The following is a 12,360-nucleotide window of genomic DNA, read 5'->3' as shown; positions in this document are numbered from 1 at the left end:
AGCGCGTCATGCCAGGGCGCGCAGCAGCCGGCCGGCCCCGGCCGCGGCGGGCGTGCCGCGGGCCTTGAAGGCCTCGAGCTGGTCGGCGTAGGCGTCCAGCGGCTCCACCGCCGCCTCGGCCGCACCCGCCGGCGCGGCCGGTGCCAGCGGCAGGCCGAGCAGTCCGGCGAGCTCGTCCGGCGCGATCGAACCCTGCGCCATCAGCGCATCGACCACCGCCATGAAGGCGGTGGCGTGCGCTTCGAGCAGGCCCAGCGCGCGGGTGTGTTCGCGCGCCAGGATGGCCTCGATCTCGCGGTTGGTGGCGGCCACGTCGGTGTTCAGGTTGTCGTTCGAATCGGTCGTCACGTCGGTGCGGCTCCAGCGGGTGCCGAAGCCCAGGTGGCGCACGTGGCGCGCTGCCGTGGCGGTCGCCTGCGCCAGGTCGCGCTCGGCGCCGGTGGTGCAGCCCGATTCGCCGAACACCAGCCGCTCGGCCGCGCGGCCGGCCAGGCTCACGCACACGCTGTCGAGCAGGTTGCGCTTGGACCACGCCTTGCGCTTCACGTAGCTGTTGTAGCCACCCTCGAACGAGGCCACGTTGATGCGGATCTCCTGCGGCGCGCGGCCGAAGAGCAGGGCGTACACCAGGCCGTGGCCGGCTTCGTGCACCGCGAGCAGCGCGCGGAAGTCGGCGTTGGCGCGCTGCTTGAGCCGGTTCAGCTCCAGCGCCACCGGGAACTCGCGCCGCGCCAGCCGGAAGCGCGCGACCAGGCGCGGGCCGCCGGGCGTGACCTCGCCGGGGTCGAGCATCAACCACACGGGCTCGCTGCCGTGCGCGCCCTGTTCGAGCGCCCACAGCGCGGCATTGACCAGCGTCGCGCTCAGGATCGCGTGGATCGACGAGAACAGCGGCCGCGTGCCCTGCGCCGGGAACACGGCGTTGGCGTAGATCTGCTCGTACACGCTCGCGTCGAGCACGAAGCGCACGCCCGAGCTTTCCTGGATCTCGCTCACGTAGCGGTCGCAGATCGACAGGATCAGGCGCACGTAGGTGGCGCGGCTGAACGAGGGGTAGATCACGTGGTTGTTGCCCAGCCGCGCGACCTGCTCCGGCTTGAAGCGCTCGGCCAGCGCCTTCTTCACGTCGATGAGCGAGAGCTTCTTCGTCAGCGCGTGGAAGATGTCGGCGTCGGTGTCGCAGTCTTCCACCCGCTTGGCGGTCTCGGCGTACATCTCGTCGAGGTTGCCCGAGACGAAGACCAGCAGCTTCGAATAGTCGGTCTCCCAGTTGTCCTGCGAGGCGCGGAAGGCGCGCAGCCGCGCCTGGATCTCGTCGGGCTTCCAGGTCATGATTTCGAGCAGCGACTCGCGCAGCTTCAGGCAGCGCTTGAACTCCTGCGCTTCCCAGGGCGAGAGCTGCAGGCGGCGCTTGCGCTTGGCCTTGCCAGCCTTGGCGCCGTCGTCCTCTTCGTCTTCATCGTCGTCATCGGTGCGGCGGTCCTGGTCGTACTCGGCCCAGGCCAGCGACGACTCGATCTCGCTGAGCACCGACAGCGACGGCGGCAGGCGGCCGTCCGAGAGCAGCGCCCACACGTCCTGGTAGCGCTCCACGCGCGCTTCCTTGCCGCTGGCGTCCACGGTGCGAAAACGCTGGAACTCGTCGAGCACGAGGATGCCGGGCGCGCCCTCGGCGATGCCCGACTCGGCCAGCATGGCCGAGATCGAGCCGGCAGTGCGGTGGCCCGAGCCGTGGCTGAAGCCGTCCATCTGCACTTCGATGAAGCGGTCGTAGAAGCCCAGGTGCTGCGCCAGGCGCCGCACGAGCTGCGTTTTGCCGGTGCCGGTCAGGCCCCACAGGCAGATGACGACCGGGCGGCTGATGAGCTGCGGCAGCACGTACCAGGCGCGCAGCGAATCGATCACGCGATCGATGATCTCGTCGATGCCGAACAGCTCGGCCTTCAGCGAATGGGCAATGGCTTGCAGGTGGCGCGTGCGCTCGGCCAGCGTGGTGTGCAGGTCACGGGAAATGTCTGGATGCGACATGAGGTTCTTTTTTCTTCGAATGATTCGGGACACGGAAACAGGAATGCGGCCGCTTCTCCACGCGAGATGCGAGGAGGGCGGTGGTGCAGGCGCTGTGCGGGTCAGGCTGGCGCGCTTCAGTCTGTGAAGCGCGAGCACAGGGCGTTCAGTTCCGCGAAGGAAGCTGAAGCCGGCGCGCGGGCTTCGTCAGGCCGGGCGGGTCGCCTTGACCCCGCCGCGTGCAAGGACGCGGCTTGCGCAGCGGATGCGCATCGAAAGGGGGGCAAGGAAGGAGGTCATGGCCGCGATCGTAGCGGCGGCATGCGGTAGAGTAAAGAGTCTTTACGAAATTTTCTGCGCCACCTGCTGCATGCGGCCTCGCTGTGGATGCCATGCAACAGCGCCGGGGCCCCGCGATAATTGGCGGTTTGCCCGCCTGCCGCCGCGCGCAACGACCGACGACTGCCTTGCCTTGACGACCCTCACACCTCCCGCTCCCCTGCGCATCGAGTTTCCCGAATCGCTCCCGGTCTCCGGCCGGCGCGAGGAGATCATGGCCGCCATTGCGGCGCACCAGGTCGTGATCGTCTGCGGCGAAACGGGCTCGGGCAAGACCACGCAGCTGCCGAAGATCGCGCTGGCGCTCGGGCGCGGCAAGCTCAATGCCGAACCCGGCAAGGGCCGCCTCATCGGCCACACGCAGCCGCGACGCATTGCCGCGAGTTCGGTCGCCAAGCGCATCGCCGAAGAGCTGAAGACGCCGCTGGGCGACGTGGTCGGCTTCAAGGTGCGTTTTCAGGATCGCCTGAGCCGCGACGCGTCGGTGAAGCTGATGACCGACGGCATCCTGCTGGCCGAGACGCAGACCGATCCGCTGCTCAAGGCCTACGACACGCTCATCATCGACGAGGCCCACGAGCGCTCGCTGAACATCGACTTCCTGCTGGGCTACCTGCGCGAGATCCTTCCGCGCCGGCCCGACCTGAAGATCATCGTCACCTCGGCCACCATCGATGCCGACCGCTTCGCGCAGCACTTCGCTTCGGCCAAGGGCCCCGCGCCGACGATCATGGTGTCGGGCCGCACCTTCCCCGTCGAGCAGCGCTACCGCCCGTTCGAAGAGTCGCGCGAACACGACCTGAACGACGCCATCGCGGATGCGGTCGACGAACTCTGGCGCGACCCGCACAACGCGGGCGACATCCTGATCTTCCTGCCCGGCGAACGCGAAATCCGCGAGGCGGCCGATCACCTGCGCCGCCACGTCAGCCACCAGCCGCTGTTCCGCAATGCCGAGGTGCTGCCGCTGTTCGCCCGGCTCTCGGGCCCCGAGCAGGACCGCATCTTCGAAAGCCACCACGGCCGACGCATCGTGCTGGCCACCAACGTGGCCGAGACCTCGCTCACCGTGCCGGGCATCCGCTACGTGATCGACACCGGCACGGCGCGCGTCAAGCGCTACAGCTTCCGCAGCAAGGTCGAGCAGCTGCTGGTCGAGCCGATCAGCCAGGCCGCGGCCAACCAGCGCGCGGGCCGATGCGGGCGCGTGGCGAACGGCATCTGCATCCGTCTGTACGACGAGAAGGACTTTGCGGGCCGTCCGCGTTTCACCGACCCGGAAATCCTGCGCTCGTCGCTTGCGGGCGTGATCCTGCGCATGAAGTCGCTGCGACTGGGCGATGTGGCGCGCTTCCCGTTCCTCGAAGCGCCGTCGCCGCGCGCGATTGCCGATGGCTACCAACTGCTGAATGAACTCGGCGCGGTCGACGACGCCAACGAGCTCACGGCCACCGGCGCCGAGCTGGCCAAGCTGCCGCTCGATCCGCGCGTGGGCCGCATGATCCTGGAAGCCCGCACGCGCGGCGCGCTGGAAGAAGTGCTCATCATCGCTTCGGCCCTCAGCGTGCAGGACGTGCGCGACCGGCCGATGGACGCGCAGCAGCAGGCCGACCAAGCGCATTCGAAATTCGACGACGAGAAGAGCGAGTTCAGCGGCTACCTGCGGCTGTGGAAGTGGATCGCCGATGCGCGCGGCGGCCACGGCGACACGCACAAGCTCAGCAACCGCCAGTACGAGCAGCTGCTGCGCCAGAACTTCATCAACATCCGCCGCGTGCGCGAATGGCGCGACATCCATTCGCAGCTGCTCACGGTGGTCACCGAGCACAAGTGGCGCATCAACGCCACGCCGGCCGGCTACGAGCCGCTGCACCTGTCGATGCTCGCGGGCCTGCTGGGCAACGTGGGCTGGAAGCTCGAGGACGACGAGGCCTACCTCGGCGCGCGCGGCATCAAGTTCTACAAGCACCCCGGCGCGCACCTGAAGAAGAAGCCGGGGCGCTGGATCGTCGCGGCTGAACTGGTCGAGACCACGCGGCTGTTCGGGCGCGGCATCGCCAACATCGAACCGCAGTGGCTCGAACAGGTGGCGGAGCATCTGCTGAAGAAGCAGCTGCTCGATCCGCACTGGGAGAAGAAGGGCGCGCAGGTCTCGGCGCTGGAGCGCGCGACGCTGTACGGCCTCGTGGTCTACAGCGGGCGGCGCGTCGATTTCACCAAGGTCGATCCGGTGTCGGCGCGCGAGATCTTCATCCGCGAAGCGCTGGTTGGCGGGCAATGGGAAAGCAAGTTCCCGTTCCTCACGGCCAACCGCAAGCTGGTGCGCGAGGTCGAAGGCCTGGAGCACAAGGCGCGCCGGCAGGACGTGCTGGTCGACGACGAACTGATCTTCGCCTTCTACGACGCGCAACTGCCGGCCGACGTGGCCAGCGGCATCACCTTCGAGAACTGGTACCGCCACGCCTCGAAAGACCAGCCGCGCCTGCTGTACCTCACGCGCGACGAGCTGATGCGCCACCAGGCGGCCGGCATCACCACGCAGTCGTTCCCGCCGACACTGCGGCTCGGTGGTGTCGATTGCGCCGCGAGCTACCTGCACGAACCGGGCGACGCGAAAGACGGCCTCACGGTCAGCGTGCCGCTGTTCGTGCTCAACCAGGTGAACGAAGAGCGCTGCGAGTGGCTGGTGACGGGCATGCTCAAGGACAAGATCCAGGCGCTGCTCAAGAGCCTGCCGCAGCGCCCGCGCTCGCGGCTGGTGCCGCTGCCCGAGTCGGCCACGAAGCTGGCGGAGGAGCTGTCGGCGCCCGAACTCTTCGGTACCGGCTCGCTCACCGACGTGCTGCTCAAGCGTGTGCGCGATCTCACGAGCATCGACGTGAAGCGCGCCGACTTCAAGCTCGACATGCTCGCGCCGCACCTGTTCATGAACCTGCGCATCGTCGACGAGCACGGACGCCAGCTGGGCATGGGTCGCAACCTCGGCGCACTGAAGGCGGAACTGGGCGCGCAGGCGCGCGGTGCATTCCAGGCGCTCGCAGGGCTCAACGTGAAGGCGTCGCCGGCGCCCAAGGCTGCGCCTGCGAACGGGGGCCAGGCCCCCGCGAAGAGCGCTGCGCCCGAGAAGGCTGCCCCCACGCTGCCCGCCGGCCAGCGCTACACGAGCTGGACCTTCGGCGAGCTGCCCGAGCTGATGGAAGTGCGGCGCGGTTCGCAGTCGCTCATCGGCTTCCCGGCGCTGCGCGACGAGGGCGATGCCGTGACCATCGAGGTGTTCGACGAGCCCGCCGTGGCCGCCGCCAAGCACCGCGCGGGCCTGCGTCGCCTGTTCGCGCTGCAGCTGAAGGACGCGCTCAAGTACCTCGAGAAGAACATCCCCGACCTGCAGAAGATGTCGGTGGCCTACATGCCGCTGGGCACCTCGGAAGAACTGCGCACGCAGATCATCGACGTGGCGATCGACCGCGCCTTCCTGCAGGAGCCGCTGCCGACCGACGAGTTCGCCTTCAAGAAGCGGCTCGAAGAAGGGCGCGGGCGGCTCACGCTGATCGCCAACGAGGTGGCGCGGCTCGCGGGCGTCATCCTCGTGGAGTACGCGGCCGCCGCGCGCAAGATCAAGGACACGAAGGTCCAGCCCGAGGCGGTGCAGGACGCGGCGCAGCAGCTGCAGAAGCTCGTGGGCAAGCGCTTCATCGCCGATGCGCCGTGGACGCAGCTGCAGCACTTCGCGCGCTACCTCAAGGCCATCGTGCTGCGCCTGGACAAGCTGCGCGCCGACCCCGCGCGCGACACGGCCAAGCTGGCCGAGCTGAAGCCGCAGGAACAGCGCTACTGGCGCCTCGTGGCCGAGCGCAAGGGCGTGGTGGACGAGCGCATGCTCGAATTCCGCTGGCTGCTCGAGGAGCTGCGCGTGAGCTTCTTCGCGCAGGAACTGCGCACGCCGCAACCGGTGAGCGTGAAGCGGCTGGACAAGGCCTGGGCGCAGCTTCAGGCGTAAAAAAAGCCCGCGGCGACGCGGGCTTTTTTCATGATGGCGCGGGCGCTATATGCGGCCCATGAGCACGAGGATCACCAGGATCAGCACCACGAGCCCGAGGCCGCCGCTGGGCCCGTAGCCCCAGGACCGGCTGTAACCCCAGCTCGGCAGCGCGCCGATCAGCAGCAGGATCAGGACGATCAGCAGAATGAACGAGAGGGACATGTTTTTTCTCCTGGGACGTTGTTGTCACGAGCCTCCATGCTCATCGTCCCGGGGCGCCGCGAGCGCCGGAGAGCCGCCCCTGACGCGGTCAGGACTGTCCTACCGTGGGCGTCGGCGCTTTACCGGTGCGCCTGCCAGCAGGAAGTGCATGGCCACGCCCACCGCCAGGAAGATGGCGCCCAGACCGCCGACGATGGCGGCGCCGCCCCACAGGTCGAAGAAGCCGTCGAGCCGGGCGTCCTGCGGGTTCGCGGGGTTGAAGAACACGCCGACGACTTCGCCCTTGTCGTAGGCCGGCGGGTTGCTGCTGCTCGACGGCGAGAACTCGACGATCGCGCCCGACGGCAGGGTGAAGCGCACCAGCGGGCGCCACGTCGGCGAATTGCTGCGGCTCGAACTTCCCGCGGACTGCAACGCGATCACCTCGCCCTGCGCCTTGCCGGCCGATGCGATGAACTTCGTGGTGTTCTGGTAGAGCAGCCAGCCGCCGACGAGCATGAGCGCGCCGACGAGCGTGAAGATGCGCGTGATGAGGCGGGTGGGGTTCATTGGGGTGGCCTTCAGTTGCGCATCCACTCGACCGACAAGGTGCCCACGGCTGCCAGCACCAGGCTCGACACCAGGAAGCCCACGGCCCCCAGCGTGGCCAGCAAGGCCCGTCGCCAGGGGCGCGTGCGAAAGAGATAGACCGGAATGCCCAGCAGCGGAAAGATGCCTGCGAGCAGCGCCGCGCGACCAGGCGCGGGCACGCCGCGCGCGAGGCCATCGGCCCGGCACCACGTGTAGCACAGCGCCGAGATGAGGAACACATGCGCCACGTCCAGCGCGGTGTAGTCCTTGCCGCGCAGCGGCGGCAGGAACGCGTCGGCGATGCCCACCACGAGGAACGAGAGGGCCAGGGCCAGCAGGATCCAGCGCGGCCGGTTCATCGTCATCGCTGCCCCCCGGAGCGTGGCCGCCGGTGTCAGAGCTTCGCGAGGCGGTCGAGCGCGGCGAGCAGCGTCTCGTCCTTCTTGGCGAAGCAGAAGCGCACCACGCGCTGGTCGAAGCCGTCGCCGTAGAAGGCCGACAGCGGGATCGCCGCCACGCCGATCTCGCGCGTGAGCCAGAGGCAGAAGTCGGCCTCCGACAGGTCGCTCACGGCCGAGATGTCCACGCACTGGAAGTAGCTGCCTTCGCTGCGCAGCAGCTTGAAGCGGGTCTTCTCGGCCAGGCCGGCCGCGAACAGGTCGCGCTTGCGCTGGTAGAAGGCGGGCAGCTCCAGGTAGGGCTCGGGCCGCGCCATGTACTGCGCCAGCGCGTGCTGCATCGGCGTGTTCACGGTGAACACGTTGAACTGGTGCACCTTGCGGAACTCGGCCATCAGCGGCGCGGGCGCGGCCACGAAGCCGACCTTCCAGCCGGTGACGTGGTAGGTCTTGCCGAAGCTGCTGACAATGAAGCTGCGCGCCGCCAGGCCGGGGAAGCGCGCCACGCTTTCATGGCGTGCGTCGTCGAACACCATGTGTTCGTAGACCTCGTCGCTGATCACGAACACGTCGGTGGGCGCGAGCAGGTCTTCGAGTTGGCGCATCTCGGCCTCGGTCCAGACCGTGGCGCTCGGGTTGTGCGGCGTGTTGATGATGATCGCGCGCGTCTTCGGCGTGAGCGCGGCGGCGATCTTGTCGAAGTCGGGGCGGAAGGTGCCGGGCACGAGCGGCACGCGCACGACCTTGCCACCGGCCAGGTCGATGTTGGGCACGTAGCTGTCGTAGCAGGGCTCCAGCACGATCACTTCGTCGCCGGGGCGCACGAGGGCCAGGATGGCGGTGATGATCGCCTGCGTGGCGCCGGCCGTGACCGTGATCTCGGTCGCGGCGCTGTAGCTGCGGCCGTAGAGCGCTTCGATCTTGGCGGCGATGGCGTCGCGCAGCGACGGAATGCCCGGCATCGGCGGGTACTGGTTGTGGCCAGCCGCCATGGCGGCGGTCACGTCTTCGAGCAGCTTCGGATCGCAGTGGAAATCGGGGAAGCCCTGGCCGAGGTTCACGGCGTTCTTCTCGGCCGCGAGCGTGGACATCACGGTGAAGATGGTGGTGCCGACAGCCGGCAGCTTGGTGGTGATCTCGGGCGTGCGGGGAGAAGACGAAGGGGTGGCGGTGCTCATGGTCGGTCGTCGCGGGGGAAAAGCGAAAGGTCAGAGTTCGTAGTCTTGTTGATGGCCGCTCAGGGCCTTCGCGATCAGGTTGCGGTCGAGGCGGTCGGAGAGCAGCTCGGCGAACTTGAAGACGAAGTTGCGCAGGTAGGCGCTGCGCTTGAAGGCAACGCGCGCGATGTTCTGGCCGAACACATGGCCCATCGGGCGCACCACGAGGTCGGCGTTCGACTCGTCGCGCACGGCCATCTCGGCCACGATGCCCACGCCCAGGCCCAGGCGCACGTAGGTCTTGATCACGTCGGAATCGATGGCCTCGAGCGCGATGCGCGGCGTGAGCTTTTTCTGCGCAAACGCATGGTCGATGCGCGTGCGGCCGGTGAACGACGGGTGGTACGTGATGATCGGCTCGCTCGCGAGGTCTTCGAGCGACACGCGCTCCTTGGCCGCCAGCGGATGGTCCTTGGGCAGCACCAGCACATGCTGCCACTCGTAGCAAGGCAGCGTGACCAGCTCGGCATAGCCGTCGAGCGATTCGGTGGCGATGCCGATCTCGGCGATCTCGTCGATCACCATGCGCGCCACCTGGTCGGGCGAGCCCTGGTGCAGGCTCACGTTGACCTTCGGGTAGGCCTCGCGCAGGTTGGCCACGGGCACCGGCAGCACGTAGCGCGCCTGCGTGTGGGTGGTGGCGATGGAGAGGGTGCCGCTGTCCTGCGCGCTGAACTGTTCGCCGATGCGCTTGAGGTTGCCCACCTCGCGCATGATGAGCTCGATGCTCGCGATGACGTGCTGGCCGGGTTCGGTGATGCGCTTCAGGCGCTTGCCGTGGCGGGCGAAGATCTCGACGCCGAGCTCTTCCTCGAGTTCGATGATCGCCTTGGAGACGCCGGGCTGCGAGGTGTGGAGCGCCTTGGCCGCCTCGGTGAGGTTCAGGTTGCGCCGCACGGCTTCCTGAACAAACTTGAACTGGTGCAGATTCATATCAAATTCCGTCTGATTGCGGAATTCATTATGCCTTTGAAGTCTATAAAAATGACCGGGACTTCAGGATTTGATGGCAATCCGGGCCAGCAAAGCGACCAGTTCGGGCGATTCACCCACGATCGGGGCCAGCGAGAAGGCCACGTCGGGCCAGCGCCTGCGCAGGGCGTCCAGTTGCAGCGGCAGGTCTTCGCGGGCGTGCTTGCCCATGCCAAGGAACAGCGGCACGACGTGCACCGCGGTGGCGCCGTCGGCGATCAGGGCGGCGGCGGCGGTCGGCAGGTCGGGCGTGGCCAGTTCCATGTAGGCACACAGCACGCGCACGGCGGGGTCGTCTTCGCGCATGCGGGCGGCGACCGCCTCGATGGGCTCGCGCCAGCGCGCGTCGCGCGAGCCGTGCGCGAGCAGCACTGTGCCCGGCACCTGCGGGGTCATCGCCTCAGGACCAGCCAGCTGAAGGCTGTGAGAGACAGCACCGAATAGATCAGCCCCGGCGCCGCCGCCGTGAGCCAGGGCGACCAGTTGCTGAGGTTGCCCAGGTAGCCGAACACGTTGTTCAGCAGGAAGAAGCTGATGCCGATCATCACGCCGCCGAACACGTAGGTCGTGATGCCGGCTTGGCGGAAGTGCAGGTAGGCGAAGGGCAGGGCGAGCACCACCATCACCAGGCACGACAACGGATAGAACACCTTGCGCCAGAACTCGATCTCGTAGCGCTGCGCGGTCTGGCCGTTGGCGTTCAGGTGCCGGATGTAGTCGAACAGGTCGATGGTGCTCATGCGGTCGGGCCGCAGCAGTGCGACCGACACCATTTCGGCGGTGAGCGAGGTGGGCCAGTCCATCTTCTCGACGTGGGTGGTCGTGATGCGGGCCTTGTCGGCGGTGCGGGTTTCGTAGTCCTGCTGCTCGACCTCGGAGAGCACCCACTTCTCGTCGAGGATGCGGGCCGACTTGGCCATGAGCTGCTTGCTCACGTAGCCGTTGCCGTCGAACTCGAAGATGCGCGTGTTCTGCAGCGAGCCGTCGCGCGAAATCGACAGCACGTTGACCGCGTACGACGTGTCGCCGCGCTTTTCCTTCAGCCAGGCGCCGGTGTTGCCCACCAGCGAGTAGGTGCCCTGGTAGCGCGACTTGAGCAGCTGCCCGGTGCGTCCCGACAGCGGCGCGATGTAGTCGCCGATGGCAAAGGTGAGCACCACGAAGCCCAGCCCCAGCAGCAGCAGCGTGCGCAGCGCGCGCCACGGGCCCAGACCGCTGGTGCGCAGGATGGTGTATTCGGAGCTTTGCGCCAGCCGCGCCATCACGAAGATGCAGCCGATCAGCACCGTGATCGGCAGCAGCTCGTACAGGTGGCTGGGTACCAGCAGCAGCACGTAGATCAGCGCCTGCACCGGGCCGTAGGCCAGGCTTTCGGGCTTGCCCACGGACTGCAGCTCGTCGACGAAGTCGAAGAAGAAGAACAGGCTCAGGAAGCCGAGCGTCACGAAGGCCACGGCCTTCAGTGCCTCGACGTAGATCAGTCGGCGGATGGTTTTCACGAGGTCGGGTCGATCCGGGAAGGCGGTACGGCCGGCAGGGCGGCCGTGGCGGCGCTGGCGCGGGCCTGGCGCCGGGCCGACCAGTTGTTGTTGCGCAGCGTGAGCCAGGCCGTGGCGAAGAGGAAGACGCCGCCATGCAGCAGCAGCATGAAGGAGCCCATGCCGTAGCGGCCCGAGCTGATCCAGCTCTGGCCGAGGTTCAGCAGGTTGTAGTAGACGACGAAGGCGAACAGCGCAAAAACCAGGTTGCCGCTGCGCCCCACGCGCGGGTTGACGCTGGACACCGTCAGCGCCAGCAGCACGAAGTTGATGGCGGCCAAGAGCATGCCGAAGCGCCAGCCCAGCTCGCCCAGGCTGGCATCGCTGCGGTCGCGCAGCAGCGAGAGCGTGGAGCGCGCGCGCGTGGGCGTGCTGTCGCCGGTGGCGTTCGAGCTGCCGCCAGCACGCGTGCCGTAGGTCTTGAACTCGCTGATCTTCAGGCCCGATTCGGTGAACAGCGGGCGCTCCAGGCGCTGGCCGTTGCTCAGCAGCAGGAAGCGGTGGTTGTCGATGTCCTCGATGCGGCCGCTGCGTGCCGACGTGGTGATCTGCAGCCCACGCTCGACGGCCCAGATGAACACGTTGGTGGCGGTGGCGCCGTCGGGCGTGTCCTTGTCGATGAAGAACACGCGCAGCCGGCCCGAGGACTCGCGGAACTCACCCGGCGTCACGCGCTCGATGTCGCTGCGCTGCTCGTACTGCTGGCGCATGCCGATGGTCTGCGAGTTGGCCCAGGGCCAGCCCACCAGCGCCATGGCGGCGATGAGCAGCAGCACAGGCCAGGCGAAGCGGAACAGCGGCTGGACGAAATCGGCCAGGCCGCGCCCGCTGGAGAGCCAGATCACCATTTCGCTGTCGCGGTACATGCGCGAGAGCGTGCCGACGATGGCGATGAACAGGCTCAGGCTCAGGATGGTCGGCATGTAGCCGAGCACCGTGTACGCCATCACGAGGAAGACCTCCTGCGGGTTCACGCTGCCCTTGGACGCCAGCCCGAGCGTACGGATGAGCATCATGGTCATCACGATGGTGACCAGGACGACGAGGGTCGCTCCGAAGCTGCGCGACAGCTCCTTGCGTAGGGAAGAATGGAATAACATCGTTCGAGGAAAAAAAGG

At 67.7% G+C, this 12,360-nt stretch carries 10 protein-coding genes; 1 reads left to right on the top strand and 9 read right to left on the bottom strand.

Annotated features, from left to right (window positions below; all coding sequences use genetic code 11):
- Positions 1 to 6: 6 nt before the first annotated feature.
- On the bottom strand, positions 7 to 2,028 hold the full coding sequence (locus AC3WQR_RS11405) for an AAA family ATPase (RefSeq protein WP_492742090.1): 2,022 nt from the start codon (positions 2,026 to 2,028) through the stop codon (positions 7 to 9).
- A 349-nt stretch (positions 2,029 to 2,377) separates the two neighbouring features.
- On the opposite strand from AC3WQR_RS11405, the gene hrpA reads away from it, so the two are divergent.
- Complete coding sequence (gene hrpA / locus AC3WQR_RS11400; protein WP_492742089.1) at positions 2,378 to 6,343, top strand: ATP-dependent RNA helicase HrpA; 3,966 nt, start codon at positions 2,378 to 2,380, stop codon at positions 6,341 to 6,343.
- 45 nt (positions 6,344 to 6,388) lie between these two features.
- Here the strand turns inward: hrpA and AC3WQR_RS11395 are convergent, their stop codons facing one another.
- From AC3WQR_RS11395 to lptF, 8 genes are all read right to left on the bottom strand, one after another.
- Entirely contained in the window at positions 6,389 to 6,547 is a 159-nt protein-coding gene (locus AC3WQR_RS11395) for a DUF3309 family protein (protein ID WP_070060790.1), read from the bottom strand.
- Positions 6,548 to 6,646: 99 nt separating this feature from the next.
- Positions 6,647 to 7,096: a DUF3592 domain-containing protein gene (locus tag AC3WQR_RS11390; RefSeq protein WP_159276854.1), complete on the bottom strand. Its 450-nt coding sequence runs from the start codon at positions 7,094 to 7,096 to the stop codon at positions 6,647 to 6,649.
- 11 nt (positions 7,097 to 7,107) lie between these two features.
- Complete coding sequence (locus AC3WQR_RS11385) at positions 7,108 to 7,482, bottom strand: rard protein (protein ID WP_070060788.1); 375 nt, start codon at positions 7,480 to 7,482, stop codon at positions 7,108 to 7,110.
- A gap of 29 nt (positions 7,483 to 7,511) precedes the next feature.
- Positions 7,512 to 8,693: a pyridoxal phosphate-dependent aminotransferase gene (locus AC3WQR_RS11380; protein WP_492742088.1), complete on the bottom strand. Its 1,182-nt coding sequence runs from the start codon at positions 8,691 to 8,693 to the stop codon at positions 7,512 to 7,514.
- 30 nt (positions 8,694 to 8,723) lie between these two features.
- The gene (locus AC3WQR_RS11375) at positions 8,724 to 9,665 is read right to left on the bottom strand and encodes a CysB family HTH-type transcriptional regulator (RefSeq protein ID WP_062470216.1); all 942 of its coding nucleotides are present in this window, start codon (positions 9,663 to 9,665) and stop codon (positions 8,724 to 8,726) included.
- Between the two features lie 63 nt (positions 9,666 to 9,728).
- Positions 9,729 to 10,100, bottom strand: a complete 372-nt coding sequence (locus tag AC3WQR_RS11370; RefSeq protein ID WP_492742087.1) for a sirohydrochlorin chelatase — start codon at positions 10,098 to 10,100, stop codon at positions 9,729 to 9,731.
- On the bottom strand, positions 10,097 to 11,203 hold the full coding sequence (lptG, locus tag AC3WQR_RS11365; protein ID WP_062470221.1) for an LPS export ABC transporter permease LptG: 1,107 nt from the start codon (positions 11,201 to 11,203) through the stop codon (positions 10,097 to 10,099). The genes AC3WQR_RS11370 and lptG overlap by 4 nt, the downstream gene beginning before the upstream one ends.
- Positions 11,200 to 12,342: an LPS export ABC transporter permease LptF gene (gene lptF, locus AC3WQR_RS11360; RefSeq protein WP_492742086.1), complete on the bottom strand. Its 1,143-nt coding sequence runs from the start codon at positions 12,340 to 12,342 to the stop codon at positions 11,200 to 11,202. Before lptF ends, lptG begins: the two co-directional genes overlap by 4 nt.
- Positions 12,343 to 12,360: the final 18 nt, after the last annotated feature.

The sequence above is a fragment of the Variovorax sp. FW305-3-2-15-B-LB1 genome, from assembly GCF_058787635.1.
The sequence above is the reverse complement of the archived record's forward strand: the minus strand, read 5'-3'. Positions and strand labels throughout refer to the sequence as shown.